17 protein-coding genes and 1 tRNA gene are annotated in these 14,777 nt (G+C 48.7%); 7 read left to right on the forward strand and 11 right to left on the reverse strand.

Features of this window, described 5'->3' with window-relative positions; translation table 11 throughout:
* The first annotated feature begins 28 nt into the window (after positions 1–28).
* Positions 29–104 (forward strand) — tRNA-Asn (locus MK185_07220).
* Between the two features lie 414 nt (positions 105–518).
* Here the strand turns inward: MK185_07220 and MK185_07225 are convergent.
* The gene (locus tag MK185_07225) at positions 519–1,217 is read right to left on the reverse strand and encodes an FKBP-type peptidyl-prolyl cis-trans isomerase (protein MCH2040406.1); all 699 of its coding nucleotides are present in this window, start codon (positions 1,215–1,217) and stop codon (positions 519–521) included.
* A 179-nt stretch (positions 1,218–1,396) separates the two neighbouring features.
* Positions 1,397–1,600, reverse strand: coding sequence for a hypothetical protein (locus MK185_07230; GenBank protein MCH2040407.1), 204 nt, complete (start codon positions 1,598–1,600; stop codon positions 1,397–1,399).
* A 179-nt stretch (positions 1,601–1,779) separates the two neighbouring features.
* Here MK185_07230 and MK185_07235 point away from each other — a divergent pair, with 179 nt between their 5' ends.
* Positions 1,780–2,613, forward strand: a complete 834-nt coding sequence (locus MK185_07235; protein MCH2040408.1) for a hypothetical protein — start codon at positions 1,780–1,782, stop codon at positions 2,611–2,613.
* Positions 2,614–2,655: 42 nt separating this feature from the next.
* On the opposite strand, the gene MK185_07240 is transcribed toward MK185_07235, so the two are convergent.
* Complete coding sequence (locus MK185_07240; protein MCH2040409.1) at positions 2,656–3,351, reverse strand: DUF599 domain-containing protein; 696 nt, start codon at positions 3,349–3,351, stop codon at positions 2,656–2,658.
* A gap of 234 nt (positions 3,352–3,585) precedes the next feature.
* Between MK185_07240 and MK185_07245 the strand changes: the two genes are divergently transcribed.
* Positions 3,586–3,855, forward strand: coding sequence for a hypothetical protein (locus tag MK185_07245; protein ID MCH2040410.1), 270 nt, complete (start codon positions 3,586–3,588; stop codon positions 3,853–3,855).
* A gap of 8 nt (positions 3,856–3,863) precedes the next feature.
* Here the strand turns inward: MK185_07245 and MK185_07250 are convergent, their stop codons facing one another.
* Both MK185_07250 and MK185_07255 read right to left on the reverse strand, forming a co-directional pair.
* Positions 3,864–4,403 (reverse strand): hypothetical protein, encoded by a 540-nt coding sequence (locus MK185_07250; protein MCH2040411.1) that lies wholly within the window; start codon positions 4,401–4,403, stop codon positions 3,864–3,866.
* Positions 4,396–4,881 carry a GreA/GreB family elongation factor gene (locus MK185_07255; GenBank protein ID MCH2040412.1) on the reverse strand — a complete coding sequence of 162 codons (486 nt, stop codon included), beginning with the start codon at positions 4,879–4,881 and terminating at the stop codon, positions 4,396–4,398. The genes MK185_07250 and MK185_07255 overlap by 8 nt, the downstream gene beginning before the upstream one ends.
* Before the next feature lie 168 nt (positions 4,882–5,049).
* Between MK185_07255 and MK185_07260 the strand changes: the two genes are divergently transcribed.
* Complete coding sequence (locus MK185_07260) at positions 5,050–5,952, forward strand: D-hexose-6-phosphate mutarotase (protein MCH2040413.1); 903 nt, start codon at positions 5,050–5,052, stop codon at positions 5,950–5,952.
* A gap of 92 nt (positions 5,953–6,044) precedes the next feature.
* On the opposite strand, the gene MK185_07265 is transcribed toward MK185_07260, so the two are convergent.
* The 4 genes from MK185_07265 to MK185_07280 form a co-directional block, all read right to left on the reverse strand.
* Positions 6,045–6,446, reverse strand: coding sequence for a hemerythrin family protein (locus tag MK185_07265; protein MCH2040414.1), 402 nt, complete (start codon positions 6,444–6,446; stop codon positions 6,045–6,047).
* Between the two features lie 184 nt (positions 6,447–6,630).
* Entirely contained in the window at positions 6,631–7,569 is a 939-nt protein-coding gene (locus MK185_07270) for a LysR family transcriptional regulator (GenBank protein MCH2040415.1), read from the reverse strand.
* Between the two features lie 121 nt (positions 7,570–7,690).
* Positions 7,691–8,110, reverse strand: coding sequence for a translation initiation factor Sui1 (locus MK185_07275; protein MCH2040416.1), 420 nt, complete (start codon positions 8,108–8,110; stop codon positions 7,691–7,693).
* A gap of 168 nt (positions 8,111–8,278) precedes the next feature.
* Positions 8,279–8,974 (reverse strand): sterol desaturase family protein, encoded by a 696-nt coding sequence (locus tag MK185_07280; GenBank protein MCH2040417.1) that lies wholly within the window; start codon positions 8,972–8,974, stop codon positions 8,279–8,281.
* Between the two features lie 123 nt (positions 8,975–9,097).
* On the opposite strand from MK185_07280, the gene MK185_07285 reads away from it, so the two are divergent.
* Entirely contained in the window at positions 9,098–10,039 is a 942-nt protein-coding gene (locus MK185_07285; GenBank protein MCH2040418.1) for a LysR substrate-binding domain-containing protein, read from the forward strand.
* A gap of 33 nt (positions 10,040–10,072) precedes the next feature.
* Here MK185_07285 and MK185_07290 read toward each other — a convergent pair whose 3' ends face one another.
* Positions 10,073–11,707 carry an ATP-binding protein gene (locus MK185_07290; protein MCH2040419.1) on the reverse strand — a complete coding sequence of 545 codons (1,635 nt, stop codon included), beginning with the start codon at positions 11,705–11,707 and terminating at the stop codon, positions 10,073–10,075.
* Positions 11,708–11,833: 126 nt separating this feature from the next.
* Positions 11,834–12,322 carry an Lrp/AsnC family transcriptional regulator gene (locus MK185_07295; protein MCH2040420.1) on the reverse strand — a complete coding sequence of 163 codons (489 nt, stop codon included), beginning with the start codon at positions 12,320–12,322 and terminating at the stop codon, positions 11,834–11,836.
* A 165-nt stretch (positions 12,323–12,487) separates the two neighbouring features.
* Between MK185_07295 and MK185_07300 the strand changes: the two genes are divergently transcribed.
* Positions 12,488–14,170 (forward strand): 2-isopropylmalate synthase, encoded by a 1,683-nt coding sequence (locus MK185_07300; GenBank protein MCH2040421.1) that lies wholly within the window; start codon positions 12,488–12,490, stop codon positions 14,168–14,170.
* Positions 14,171–14,376: 206 nt separating this feature from the next.
* Positions 14,377–14,775, forward strand: a complete 399-nt coding sequence (locus MK185_07305; protein MCH2040422.1) for a cyclophilin-like fold protein — start codon at positions 14,377–14,379, stop codon at positions 14,773–14,775.
* Positions 14,776–14,777 lie beyond the last annotated feature (2 nt).

Here is a 14,777-nt window from a genome sequence, read left to right on the forward strand (position 1 = left end):
CTTGATAAAACACTCTGTGTTTTAACGTTCCCCGATAGCTCAGTCGGTAGAGCAGTAGACTGTTAATCTATTGGTCGCTGGTTCAAGTCCAGCTCGGGGAGCCACTTTATTTCCAGTGCATGCCTAGCACACATCAGATCCTTAGCAGACACTCTTAACATTTCCGTCTTTTAATCTTAATACTTTTCCATTAAAACTACGGTTTTATTTGCCATTGAGAATCCGCTCGTGCATTCCGTAGCAAAAATAATTCAGTATCCACTACTCTGCCCCGTTTGTGATCGTAATACATCAACGGCAGCCGCTGTGCTACTCAAAGAAAAACAACTCCAGTGTCGTCACTGCGGTGAAACTATGAAACTCGGGGAGAACCAGCTAAACAGTCTGAGGCGCACACTGACAGATATGGAGAGCGCAATGCGTGAAGCAACGGCAGCAGCAAAATCGGAGGAAGCCTGAAAGCAGGCACAAAAAAACCGCTGCGCGGTAACGCAACGGCTCTTTCAAATCGGTTGGAATTAACCGTTATCAACGATTTCCAACAACTCGACTTCAAATACCAGCGGAGAGTTAGCTGGTATTTTAGGGCTAGGGCTGCGTGCGCCGTAAGCAAGATCGGCAGGGATGGCCAACTTCCACTTATCACCCACTTCCATCATTTGTAACGCTTCGATCCAGCCTTTGATCACACCATTTACCGGAAATTGAGCAGGCTCACCGCGCTCTACAGAACTATCGAATACCGTGCCATCTGCCAGAGTACCATGGTAGTGAACACGCACAGTGTCTGTTGCTGCAGGCTTCTGCTGATCGCCTTCACCCGATGCCAGCACTTCATACTGTAAACCGGACTCAGTGACCTCTACGCCTTCACGCTTAGCGTTCTCAGAAAGAAACTCCTCACCCGCTTTGGCGGCAGCATCGTTAAGAGCATCCTGAACACGCTGCTGCTCTTCACGGATTTTGGTAAATGCGGCTTCAATTACAGAGTCGTCAATACGCTGCTCTGCCTGGCTTAATGCATCCTTAATACCGGCGGCAATTGCTTCCGGGTTCATCTCAACTTCTTCACGAGACAGCTGACGACCAATGTTCAGACCCACACCATAGCTTGCCTGATCAATATGGTTCTCTAACTTCACTTTTTCCTCCTGACCACAACCGGTCAATAACAGCGCACCCATCATTACCGCGGGAGCAAACTTCATTAATTTCATGGGGGGTTCCTTCACATGATTTTTTATAAAGCCTGTACCCTACTACAAGCCCTATATAATTCCTATGAAAGAAGGGTAAAAGAACGCCAAGTTTCAAGCATTAGCGTTAACAACAAAATAAGGCGATTAATATCAATGATTGCGTTGAAAAGTGGCCTACGTGGCAACGGTGCCAGGCTTCAACAGGCGTAGTTTCCATCTCTGGCACGATTTTCACATTCGCGCTTGAGATTCTTGCACACCTGAATTTCCGGCGCAGACAGTCCGGCGCTCATACGACACTTGGCGTGACGCTGTCGCAGTTCCTTGTCGGACAAATAGCTCATGCCGGTACTGTCGCAAGCTGTCAGAAATAACAGCGATAAACACAGCAGATATTTCACTCGATCACCTGTAAAACGTTATCGCGCTTAGAGTCGCATAGCGTCTCAGTTTTGTCCATATCAACCACTTACCGCATGAAAACCGTGCATAGTTCACGTATTGATAAAGAAACGTCGTTATAATAGCGCGCTTAAACCATTACCCTTCCAATTCTAAGATCATAAACAGAGGTAAAACCATGTCTCGCATTGCGCTTATGATGACTGCCATCGCCTTAATCAGCGCCTGCAGCGGCCCTTCGAATGAAGAATTACGCCGTATGCAATTACTGGAAGCACAGCGTGCGGAAGTAGCTGCCCGCCAAGCTCAGCTGGAAGCAGAACGCCGTCAACAGCGATACAAAAACCGACAAGCCAGTGCTCGCAATGCCAGCCAAAACAATACACAACTGTCGGATCAGCAGGTGCAACATGTCTTTTCAGATACCCCTGAGACATCTTTGTCGTCAGATGAGATTTACTATCTGACCTACGATCTGCAGCCTGCTAAATACAATTACAACAGCTCTAAACAAAGCTTCACCCTGGTAGGTATGAGGAATCTTCCCAACAGTGCAGTATACAGCCCATTATTTCCCGATGAGTCTGCCCTTTACCAACCGGGTCAGAAGGCCAAGTCTGTATTGGAATTTGCACTGAAAGAGGAAACAGAACGTAATCGCCTGGGTAAACAGGTATTGAAAGATAAGGGGCAACGCTGGGTTGCCGCCAGTCTGAATTTTAAAAACGACCAGCAACTGATCAGCGAAAACCCGACATGGTTTTGGGAAAAAGGATTATTCCACGATATTTCCTGGAAGGTCGCTCCTGAAGTCAGCTATCCGCACACCGCCAAACGCGACCTGAAAATACAGTTAGGCTTTCGCTTGTGCCTGATGAAGGACCGCTGCTATCTGGACTCAACCTATCGCCAGCATCCAACTCATGCAGTAAGAGCGGAAGTTCTGTCCGCTGTTGTCATCAATCAACAGAGCGGTGAAATCCTCGCCGAGTTTATTAACGACAAACAATAAACGCACAGCTGGGCGCATCATCATAAACCGTCCGGCACAGGGTTATTTTTCCCGCTCTTTATTAGCAACAGGCTTTATTAAAGAGCGGCGATACAGCTCTTTGTCGTCTTGAAACAGCTTATCTCCCACCCCTTCTACTTTCTTCATTGCCTGAAGTGAGTTTGATAAAAATTCACGTTCGTACAGCACACCAACAACCGCTGCGGCCGCAACCATAAAGACCCAGGGACTGATAAACCAGGTTAACAACGCCAGTGAAAAGTAGAAAGCGCGCAACCCATAGTTATAACTGTGGCTGGCCTGATCAATAATCTTAGCTCCGTAGATTGCAAAACTGCGTTTTTCATTAGCCGTTACGGTATCGTCATCCGGTAAGGGAGCGGCTCCGACTAATACGGAGGCAAATCCAAACTGACGCATGGACCAGGTAAATGTGAAAAATGCGTAAATAAATACAAAGATCAGGGTGACCATTTTCAGTTCGATCGACAGAATAGAATCTGGCGTGGCAAAGGTAATTTCAGCCAAAACATATTGCAACTTATCCAGGGCGGTTAAAGCAGCCAGCAAACCTGCGAGTATCAGTACGCAGGAGGACGCAAAAAAAGTGACGTTGCGTTCGAGATTTGCCAGCAGCGCCGCGTCCCCCACTCTGATTTCACGCTGCAATAATCGTCTCATCCAGTTAATCCGGTGGACGTGTAAAACCGATGACAAAGAAGCCACCTTCTTGGCCATGCTTTTAGCAAATAAAGAGTAAGCAACCCAACAAAACAGAAACCAGACCAGGCTTATAAGATTTACGACGCCGATATCATCTAACATGTGCTTTCCCGAAAATTATCACAACCACCATACAGCTACCCAGAGTATAGCCAGAAGCTCAGTTAACCAATACGCAAGAAATTAAAAATACCAGAGCGAATAGCAAAACTACCATTGACGTCCGTCTGACTTTGAAGAAAATAATGCATGAGTGAAAGTAACCTGACACTCACTAACCATATTAAAGTACGGGACAACGTTATGGGACAACACCAAAAGAGCAGCCCACCAGAGGGCAAAAATAAGGCGCATAAGCGTAATCCAGTGGCCCAGGCTAACATTATGCGTAAAGGCGGCGTTCATCAAATCAGTAACAAAGCCAAACGCGTGAAAGATAAAAACCGGTTAAAGCACCAACTACGCGAGCGGGCAGACCGCTCGTGTTACCACTTCCCCATCCAGCTACAAGCTGCCTGAGACAATACCTAATCGGTTAACTGCTGAAGCAGTGAAACCAACCGATCAATCCTCACATCTGACAATTGCCGATAATCAAAATACGGACATACAATCAAACGTTGCTGGTGATGCACCGCAAAATAATCATCCAGCCATTCAATATCCGATGGTAGCCTGCCTTGTTGTATCAGCTCATTGGCATAGCCCTTCCCCATAACCAAACCAATACCCTTATCCGGATATTGCTTCACTTCTGCTACGCGATTCGGCATCGAGAAAAGCAAACAGTGGTCACAACCCGGCTGCAACAACTGTTGATCTCGCAAGTCGCGCCAGTCAGACAAACCCTGACTGTTCAGCTTAAATAACAGCTTGGCAAAAACGTTAAAGATTTTCCGCCAGTGATTACCCGTTTCATCGGCAACACGCTTAACTTCACCGGGCACCAGATATTCGCACGTGTGTAATTGCTGATATTTATTCGACGGAGGCCGGTTAGCAATGTAGACCCGCACGTTACCACTGGGATTTCCAAGACCGACAATATCAGCGGCATTTTCAGGCAAGACTGACGATCTCCCAATATACCTGAGCTCCGGGCTTGTTTTGGCCCAAGATGATTTCATCTCCTTCTGATAACCCGACTAATTGTTTAGCCAGAGGGGCATCCGGACTGACCACCAGAATCGTTTTCTCCTGATACGCTATTGAACGACCTCCCTTTGGGGTTATCCATATGATTTTTTCGTCATTATTATTGGCAACGACAACCAAAGCCCCCAATGCGATCACATCGTCTTCAGAAAATTCCGGCATTGGCCACTTGGCCAGCACAATACGCTCTTCCTGCAGCTGCAAAATACGCTCAGACTGACCATGAGCCAGATACGCAGCTTCAAGACTGAGTGTGTCATATTGGTTTTCCGGCTGATTATCTTCATGGGAAGCCGTCTCTTGTGCTTGCTGAGCAGCAGCAAGAGCCGCCTCTATCTCCTGATCCAGACTGGCTAATAAAATGGTTCTTAATTGATTCTTATCGAGCATACTGTCGCCGTAGCATCGAGCGGTTAATGGTCAGTCGATATTGTATCAGGACTGATCATTCCGGTAGTCGCAATTTAGCCGAAACTTTTCACCACAGACACACCACATCGCCGTTATAATCGCCGCCGTTACAATCAACATCGCTATCGAAAAATATCAGGGAAAGAAATGCCTGCTTATACCTTTACCCGACTGGTGCAACGCGACCAGCTGGAATGCCTGGAAATTCACCACCCATTCTTTGATGCCGAGCTGTTGCTGCAAGGCGGGCAATTAATTCATTTTAAACCACACGACTCAGCTGAAAGCTGGGTATGGCTGAGTGATAATGCGGAATACACAGCAACCAAATCGTTGCGTGGCGGCATTCCGGTTTGTTGGCCATGGTTTGGTGATGCAGACAAAAATCCAGCGACGGTCCGCCAGCATATACCTCAGTCAGAAAAGGCAGCGGCTCACGGCTTTGCCCGAAATGAAATCTGGCAACTGGAGAGTGTCGTGGAAACCTGCCATCAGGTTACGGTGACCTTGTCTTTTACGGCAGAAGATCGTGCAGATTGGCAGGGAAAAGCCAGACTAACGGCGGAGTTTATTTTTACAGCGTACCAGTGCGAGCTGTCTCTGTGTACAACTAATCTTGATAGCACAGCGCTGAATTTCAGTCAGGCATTACACACCTATTTGCCAACGGCGGACATCACCCAAAGCCGGATTTATGGACTGACTGCCGCCCGGTTTGCCAACGCGCTGATCAAAAACAATGGCCAGTGGCGCGAGTCGCGACAGTCTGGCGCTGTGGGCTTTTCCGAAGAAACCGACCGTGTGTACTTTCCCGCAACGCAGCGATTGCAGCTTCAGACACCGAAGCACCACACCTTGCTACTTTCACAAGGCAGCAACTCCTGTATTGTGTGGAACCCATGGATCAATAAGTCGAAGCGACTCAGTCAATTTAATGATCAGGCTTATCAGCATATGCTGTGTATTGAAACAGCCAACGTAATGACCGATAGCATTTCATTGGCGCCCGGAGAGCAACACACCCTGACCGTCAACATCCGTCGATCGTAGAAAACGCTGCAACCGCAGCGTTTCTATCGGTTGAAACTCATTAATGTCTCAGAGCCACATGCCCAGGAAACAGCAACTCACAGTAATACAGGTCAGGCAGCACGTTCTTTGCGCTGATGCAGGAACTGTGCAGTTGCTTTATCCCTGGCGTTAAGATGCATGATAAACCACTGTGGCAAAGTTTCTTCAACAAACTCCAGCGCGGCTTCATCATCCTGTGTTTTTTCGTAGTATTCCATCTGATCACGAATCAGCTGCAACACTCGTTCATGCTCCTGCTGATGTGTCCGATAATTTGGACAATGATTCGCCAGTATTTCCGCCTCCTCCTGGGAGAAGTGCGCAACACAATGTTTGTAAAGCTTATCCAGGTGCGCACAAAACTCACCCCCCATAAGAAGCTCCTGTTCGGCGTTATTCAACAGTCGAACAAACTCTTCATGCGCCTGATTCATACCTTCGTGAGCAACCTGCGGATAATCATGGAACTCCATACTGACCTCCCATGCGATGGAACTCCACCACAGCTAAACAACAGCAACAATTTAGTAATGATCTAAAGCACGATCACGAGACCAGCATAAACATATCAGAAAGGCGTTCATTGACCCTTATCAATCCGTAGGGTCACGTCGTAAAAGTCAGCTTGTTTATCAACATGGCGGACTAGTCAGCCCGTCACTGGCACTGCTGTGCAACGTCAACAATGGTACGACGCAGCCAACGGTGTGCCTGATGATGCTGCAGCAGCGGTGACCAGGCCATTTTCAGTTCAAATGGGGGGATTGGAAAAGGTGGTTCTTTTACTTGAAGCGTGCTGGATGCCGCCTGCATTTCTGCAACACGACGCGGCAAGGTGGCAACCAGATCATTGTTGTGTGCTAACAACGCCGGCATTTGGTAATGACGGGTGAATACTGAAATTTTCCGTTTATGACCCAGCTTCGACAGGGCATTATCGACCCAGCCCAGACGTACGACTTTCTCTGGGTCAATCCCGACACCGGCACCCATACCGGTTTTGCTCACCCAGATGTGTTTGCTGGTTAAATAAGCATCGAGATCAAACGCGTTTACCAGGGGATGATTTGGGTTAATCAGACAAACAAAGTCGTCCTGCCACAAGGTCATCTGATGAAAAGACTGCGGCATGTCGTCAAAGCGGTTTATTGCCATATCCACTTTACCCGCTTCCACATCTTTAAACGTTACATCAGAGGGAGTCAGTACATCGAGAATCACATCCGGGGCATCATTGCGTAAACGCTTAACCAGTTCGGGAACCAGAGTTGATTCCGCATAATCACTGACCATGATTCGAAATACACGGTGACTGATTTTCGCGTCAAAATCTTCCAATGGCTGCAACGCGGCTTCAAGCTCCCCCAAAGCCTTGCGGATCATCGGTTGCAGCTCCTGTGCCCTCTCAGTGGGGGTCATGCCATCAGAGGTACGAACCAGGATCGGGTCAGAAAACAACTCTCGCAGCCGACGCAGGCCATTACTCATGGCCGGTTGCGTAATACCCAGCTGTTGCGCTGCCTTAGTAACGCTACCCTCACGCAGCAGAACATCCAGATACACCAACAAATTAAGATCAATTCGATCCAGGTTCACAGGAAACCCTCAATACACGGAAAGCCGTATTGTCGCAGGATTATCAGTATTCACCAAGTCTATTATCCGAAGCTTTGGTATAAATGCTGTGATTGACCAACCACGACTGGTGGTGTGTATCTCAACCGCCGGATTTTTTTACGGTAAAGCCACGCCGGATCAATTCAGACACCAATAGATCGCGATGCTCCCCCTGAATTTCTATCACGCCATCTTTTAACGCACCGCCAACACCACACTTTTTTTTCAGTTCTTTAGCCAGTGTTTTCAGCTCGGCACCTGTCAGAGGAACGCCCGCCACCAGGGTCACCACCTTACCACCCCGCCCTTTAGATTCGCGGCTAACCCGCACAATACCGTCGCCTTGGGGTGATGTTTCATCAGAACAGGTGCAGGTATTTTTAGCATTGCCACACCCCGGACAGGTGCGACCAACTTCGGTTGAATACACCGACCCACTGTTATTGGATTCCGTCTTTGCGGAACCCAGCCCACCAGCCAGAAGAGCGGATAAATCGACCGGTTTATTATCTTTTGCCATAACTAAAGAATTTGTTAATAGATTCGGCGCCGACGTTAACCGATTCGGGTGTCGTTCGGCAACTTCTGACCAGTCGTATGCGGTGGATAACCCAGCAATCCTTTTCACGGAATAAAGGCCCAGTGATGGTTTTTCTCTGTTACCTACATCGAGACACCCACCTCCGTATCATGACGATGTTTTTTCGCTGCTGATTTCAGTATCTTCAGGCTTCCAGTACAGGGTATTCAGCAATACATCAAATACCGGCAATGTTATGTTGAAGTTTTTCCCGGCCATCCGACTGCGGTCGTGATGCAGCAAATGCAACCGCCGCAAGTGTTTCCAACCGGGTGTTCTTTCAACGAAAGACCCCTTCGGAAGGTGGTAACTGAAATGCATCACCTCGTACAGCAGGTAACCAAAAATACCCGATGCTGCATACAAATAAGCGATATTGTGCTGATCGAAGTACACCAGTAATCCGCCCAAAGGGATGATTAAGCCAATAAGAAACGCAAAGATCAGATACGCTGGAAACAACACCACTCGCCAATCACGAACCGATTCTGCGGGCATCGCAGCGCCAACAAAAAAGCTATGGTGGTCACCGCTATGACGGGAATAAAACAACCTAGCCAGCCGATTTTTACCTTTTCGGTGACCCATCCAACGATGAGCAGCATACTCAGCAAAGTTAACCGCAATAAGAGTCAATGGCACCACCAGCAGCTCCGAAACCTCTGGTGCTGCCACTTGCGACAAGCTGTATGCAATCACGGTGATACCAGTGATCGCAACCACCAGCATATGCAGCCAACCATTGTATGAGGGGCTTATATCTGAGCGATAACGCTCTCGAAACTTTTGATAATCAAACGCCATCCGGGTGACCTCTCGAATACTCGTTATTCTTGTTATTAAATCGTTGTTTCACTTTACCCAGGGGTGACAATCAACTCCAATTTATAATACAAAAGAACATTATCACTCTAACCAATAATACCGATGAGTCTTCGTAATCTTGATCTGAACCTGCTGCCAGTGTTTACCGCCCTGGTGGAAGAGCAACATCTATCCAGGGCCGCTGAGCGCCTGCATATGAGCCAGCCTGCTGTCAGCAATGCATTGAAACGGCTGCGCCAACGAATGGACGATGAATTGTTCGTAAGAACCAGTCGTGGCTTAAAACCTACGCCCAGAGCGATTGCGCTGTATAACAAGGTGCGTGATGGCTTGCAGCTGATTGAACAGGGCTGGCAGCAACAAAAGAGTTTTCAACCGGCCACCAGCGAACAAACATTTATCATCAGTACCAACCCAGCGGTGGAATACCTCGCCACTCCCTGGTTAATGAAACTACTGCGCCAGCAAGCACCCAACGTTCGCCTCAGGTTTGAACCGGATCACCTGAGCGATATCCCTCAACGACTGCAGGATGGTCGTGTTGATATCGCCATCGACTTTATCGACTATCACCACAGGGGCCTTATCAGTGAAGAATTGCAGCTGGAAGATTTGGTTGTCATCGCTGCGAAAGATCATCCGGATTTCAGCCCGGAGCTGACTCTTGAGCAGTTTGAGCGACTCAGTCATGTCACTGTCTCACCACGAAATCAGCAGGGCACCCCCATCGAACAACTGATGGGTCATCAAAAACTGCAGCGCGATGTTCGCCTGCATGTCACCAGCTTTGTTTCGATTCCACAAATTGTTGCTCAAACAGACTTAATTGCAGTGGTTCCAGTACGTTTAATGCATGAGGATCATATTCAACCCTTGCTGCAATCTGCCCCTCTGCCCTTTGAATACCCTCAAGTACCGCTGAAACTCATCTGGCACCAGAGCCGCGAACAGGACCAGGCGCATCAATGGCTGAGAGCGACGTTGTCAAAGCTGGTCAATATCACCATCCAGCATTTACAACGCGAGATTTCAGTTCCGAATTGAAAGACAGTGATTGAAACGATTGATCCTGATCGATCAGACTGGTTGCCTCGGGAAACGCAGCGTGACGCAGGTACCGGCGTCGGGAGCACTGTCGATTTCCAGTGAGCCGTTATGATTGGCCATGACGTTATATGCAACCGTCAGGCCCATGCCCATGCCCTGGCCGACTTCTTTGCGGGTGAAGAATGGGTTGGTGGCAAACTGCAAATCTTCCTCGGTCATACCCACGCCGTTATCCTTGATCGCCAAGATCAGGTGATGACTGTCCTCGACAAGCCCTACCTCAATGGTTCCGCCACGCGGCATGGCCTCCTGCGCGTTATGTAAAATCTTACTCAATACCATAATCACTTGTTGGCTATTGCACATTACCGGGTCAACCACCAGGTCAAAGTTGTGACTGATACGAACATCCTCACTACTATCCACATGACTCTCGTGCGCCGCCTTCCAGAATAATTCGCTGAGATCGTTTAATTCCTTAACGTCGTCATCTTCTCCGCCAACGAAAGTCTGCAACTCTTTAACGATGAGCTTGACCCGCTCAATACCATCACTGCATGCGCGTAACAAATCTGGTGCGTCCTCTTCAACAAACTTAAGGTCAACGCTGTCCCGAATTTTCTTCAACTGAGCCTTAATGATGTCATCCGGGATTTGTTGCTCAATCCGGCTGGCCTGACTGGCGAGATCTATCAGATCCGTCAGGTAGTCATTCAGGGTGCTCAGGTTGCTGGATACCACCGCAATCGGATTGTTAATTTCATGCGCCATACCCGATGCTAATTGCCCGAGCGCAGCCATATGTTGTGCTTTGACCAGCAGGCTCTGGGTTTCCGTGAGTTCGGTAATACTGGCCTGCAACTGTTGATTGGTATCGTGAAGTTCGCGGGTTCTGTCGCGTACTTTCTCTTCCAGCTTTTCATTGAGAAAACGCACCTGTTTCTCAGCCACATAGCGATGACTCATTTCCTCATCCATGGACGCCAGCAGCGCATTGGTTTTAGCCACCAGATCATCCAATTCACTTTGTTCCAGCTGCGACTCAACTTTCAGTGGAATGCGCATTGGTGACTGCGGGTCGATTTGTAATACCTTTTCCGTCAGCCGCTTCACCGGGCCCGTCAGGCGCGCACGAAACACCATGATCAGCACTACCGCCAGTACCATGTTGCGCAATACATCCAGAACCAGCGTCAATCCGGCGCGTTGTTCAAAGCCCTTGTGCAGCAGACGTCGATCAACCCAAACCGATAACACCCCTAACTCGTCTTCACCCGCGACTGAATCCAACGGTTTCATCAAATCAATTCGGAAAACCAGCAGCTGGCCACGATTATCCGGGGTAATGCGTTGCTCTGCGTCCCAGCCAGAGTGCACCCGGAAATCACTGCCAAATTCAACGACTTCAACAGCAACGATACCAAGATTCATACGCATGCTATCGAGTGCCGTCTGTAACGAGCTTTCGTCATAATTGAACAAAGCCAGGGCGGTACTTGGTTGCTGACGACGCAGCATTTCGCGGGTTTGAACCTGCACCCGCTGCTCATCCCCAACGTAGTCAAAGCCAATCTGAATGGCACTGAAGATCACCCCCAGCAGTACGCTGAAGATCACGACATAGAGTGTGAGCCTGCTTTCGATTGACTTAAACCGTATCTTCAAAGTCCGACTTTCCTTAGAGCGTATCAACGGCGGCGATGGATCATTACGCTACAGTATAGACACACTGGCGCCGTTAGCGGAGGTAACAGCTCGGGCTGTTTTCACAAATGTTGCAGTGATGGTTCTCTAAAGTGCGATCGCACTTCGATCCAGCACTTTACGCATTACAAAGCTGGAGTGCACGCCGGTAACGCCATCGATACGGGTTAGGGTTCCCAGTAAGAACTGCTGAAAATCTTCCATGTCTTCCACCACCACTTTAATAACATAATCAGCTGACTGTCCGGTGATCAGATAACATTCCAGTACTTGAGGGCATTGCTGCAGAAGCTGTTCAAAAGTCTCAAACCGCTCCGGTGTATGGCGGTCCATACTGACGCTGATCAGTGCCATCAGATTCAAGCCAAGCTTTTTGGCATCCAGATGCGCACGATAGCCCTCAATAACGCCGCAATCTTCCAGCGCTTTGACCCGACGCGAACAGGGCGACGCGGACAAACCGATTCTTTCGGCCAGTTCGAGGTTGCTGAGGCTACCATCGTGTTGCAGCAACTCAAGAATCCGCCGGTCGGTTCGATCCAGTGCTACCGCCTTCATCTTTTGCTTCAGCGCCATAGTTTTTCTCCTTAAAGCCAGTACCGGGCAATTAATATCCAAAAATCATTAAAACAAGCAACTTTTCACCACAAAATACCATCAAAAAAGGTTAATTAGCAAAGTAATAGCGCCAAACAGTACTTATACTTTTCGACAATTCAGAATATCACGCAAGGTTTCACCATGAATCAATCAACCGGAACATTTAATCACCAAAACTATCGCCCTTTCCCAGCGATACAGAAAGCCGATCGGCGCTGGCCAGCGCAGACGATTAGCCAGGCACCGGGCTGGTGTTCCGTTGATTTGCGTGACGGCAACCAGGCGCTGATTGAACCTATGAGTGTTGAACAGAAGCAGCGCATGTGGCGCTTATTGCTGGATATGGGCTTTAAAGAAATTGAAGTGGGTTTTCCCGCTGCGTCCCAACCGGATTTCGATTTTGTACGCTGGTTAATTGAAGCGGATCAGATTCCGGAGGATGTCACCATTCAGGTATTGGTGCAGGCCCGCGATGAATTAATCGAACGCACCTACGAAGCGTTAGTCGGAGCCCGGAAAGCCATCGTTCACGTTTACAACTCCACCTCCCCAGTACAGCGGAAGAAAGTTTTTGGTTTGGATAAACAAGGCATTATCGATATCGCTCGACATGGCGCCGCTAAAGTTCAAAGTGAAGCAAAAAAATACCCCCGTACCGAGTGGATTTTTCAGTATTCTCCAGAGAGTTTTTCGAGTACCGAAGTCGATTTTGCCGTCGAAGTCTGTAATGCCGTAATTGACCAATGGCAGCCGACAACCGAGAAAAAAGCCATTATTAACTTGCCAGCGACCGTTGAATCGGCCATGCCGAATGTGTTTGCCGATCAGGTTGAATACTTTTGCGACCACGTACACAACCGTAATGCCATTACTGTCAGCATTCATACCCATAATGACAGAGGCTGTGCGGTTGCTGCTGCCGAATTGGCCATTCTGGCCGGTGCCGACCGTATCGAAGGCACGTTATTGGGCAATGGTGAACGTACCGGAAATATGGATATTGTCACTATGGCTATGAACCTCTACAGCCAGGGCATTGATCCACAGCTGGATATCAGCATCGCTGACGATATCATCGCCACGGTTGAAGCCTGTACCAGTATCAAAACTCACCCGCGACACCCCTGGTTAGGTGAGCTGGTGTATACCGCCTTTTCCGGTAGCCATCAGGATGCTATCCGCAAGTGTCTGAGCCAGCAAAACGATAACGAACCCTGGGATGTGGCCTACTTGCCCATTAACCCGGCGGATCTGGGCCGCAGTTATCAATCGGTTATCCGGGTTAACAGCCAGTCCGGCAAAGGTGGTGCCGCGTATTTGTTAGAACAACAACTGGGAGTGATATTGCCACGCTGGTTACAGGTTGAGTTCGCTGAACCGGTACAGGCCTTGGCTGAACAGCAACAAGGTGAAGTTGAACCCAATCAAGTACTGGACTGCTTCCGTAATCACTTTATGAACCTCGATGGCCAATACCAGTTATCGAGCTATCAGATTGATCGGCAGGGCAAACAACATCATATCCAGGCTGCAATCAGCGATGAGAGTGATATGACGCTGATCCATGGCCAGGGCAGTGGTGCCATCAGTGCTTTTATAGATGGCATCCACAAGGCCACTGGTACCGAAATACAGGTGGTACAGTTCGACGAACATTCCATGGGTGAAGGTGCCGATGCAAGTGCGATGGCGTTGATGCAGGTAAACATCCGGGGACAGCGCTATACCGCTGTTTCTCAGGATTCCGATATAGTCGCCGCCAGCCTCAATGCCGTTTTGTCCTGTTTAAATAAGGCGGTAAAAAACCAACAGGTTGCTGCCTGATTTGTAACTGCAGTTAACGTACTACCTCAACTATATCCGCCAGTATTCAGACTGGCGGATCATTTTTATTCCTCGTCTGTCGCACAGGCTTGATACAACCACTCTGTAGCAAATTTGTAACGCAAAATCTTACACAAAAAAATGCGCCCAACACGCTCTGGATTTGCTAACTTTTTTTTACCCAAATGGTTTCGGAAGGCACGGTTATGACGATATTAAATCTGAGCTTTAACAACACCAATATCCGAATAGTGCTGCGCCGAACCGAAACCGCTCAGGCCATCATCAACGCCATTCCGTTTGAAGCAACGATTCAAACCTGGGGGCGCGAGGTCATTTTTGATTGTCCGATACGGGTACCATTTGAGTGGGATGCCACGAACATCGTAAAACCCGGAGATATCGGGTTTTGGCCTGACGGCAGCTGTATCACGATTGCCTATGGCGCAACCCCGATATCCCGCTATGGCGAAGCCCGGCTGGCCTGTAATTGCAATATCTGGGGCGATGCTCTCGACGACGTGGCCGAGTTAGCCAACATACAACCGGGTACGCGGGTGATGGTTGATATCTGGCATGCAGAGAATCTGGACCAGGCCAGTTAGCG

The sequence above is a fragment of the Saccharospirillaceae bacterium genome, from assembly GCA_022448365.1.
Taxonomy (GTDB): Bacteria; Pseudomonadota; Gammaproteobacteria; order Pseudomonadales; family Oceanobacteraceae; genus Bacterioplanoides.

Coding starts and splice junctions, on each gene's coding strand:
- MK185_07240 (MCH2040409.1), bottom strand. CDS start 3,351: ATGGCCAAGAAGGTGGCTTCTTTGTCATCGGTTTTACACGTCCACCGG.
- MK185_07275 (MCH2040416.1), bottom strand. CDS start 8,110: ATGGCAAAAGATAATAAACCGGTCGATTTATCCGCTCTTCTGGCTGGT.
- MK185_07285 (MCH2040418.1), top strand. CDS start 9,098: ATGAGTCTTCGTAATCTTGATCTGAACCTGCTGCCAGTGTTTACCGCC.
- MK185_07300 (MCH2040421.1), top strand. CDS start 12,488: ATGAATCAATCAACCGGAACATTTAATCACCAAAACTATCGCCCTTTC.
- MK185_07260 (MCH2040413.1), top strand. CDS start 5,050: ATGCCTGCTTATACCTTTACCCGACTGGTGCAACGCGACCAGCTGGAA.
- MK185_07295 (MCH2040420.1), bottom strand. CDS start 12,322: ATGGCGCTGAAGCAAAAGATGAAGGCGGTAGCACTGGATCGAACCGAC.
- MK185_07280 (MCH2040417.1), bottom strand. CDS start 8,974: ATGGCGTTTGATTATCAAAAGTTTCGAGAGCGTTATCGCTCAGATATA.
- MK185_07225 (MCH2040406.1), bottom strand. CDS start 1,217: ATGAAATTAATGAAGTTTGCTCCCGCGGTAATGATGGGTGCGCTGTTA.
- MK185_07255 (MCH2040412.1), bottom strand. CDS start 4,881: ATGCTCGATAAGAATCAATTAAGAACCATTTTATTAGCCAGTCTGGAT.
- MK185_07245 (MCH2040410.1), top strand. CDS start 3,586: ATGAGTGAAAGTAACCTGACACTCACTAACCATATTAAAGTACGGGAC.
- MK185_07235 (MCH2040408.1), top strand. CDS start 1,780: ATGTCTCGCATTGCGCTTATGATGACTGCCATCGCCTTAATCAGCGCC.
- MK185_07305 (MCH2040422.1), top strand. CDS start 14,377: ATGACGATATTAAATCTGAGCTTTAACAACACCAATATCCGAATAGTG.
- MK185_07265 (MCH2040414.1), bottom strand. CDS start 6,446: ATGGAGTTCCATGATTATCCGCAGGTTGCTCACGAAGGTATGAATCAG.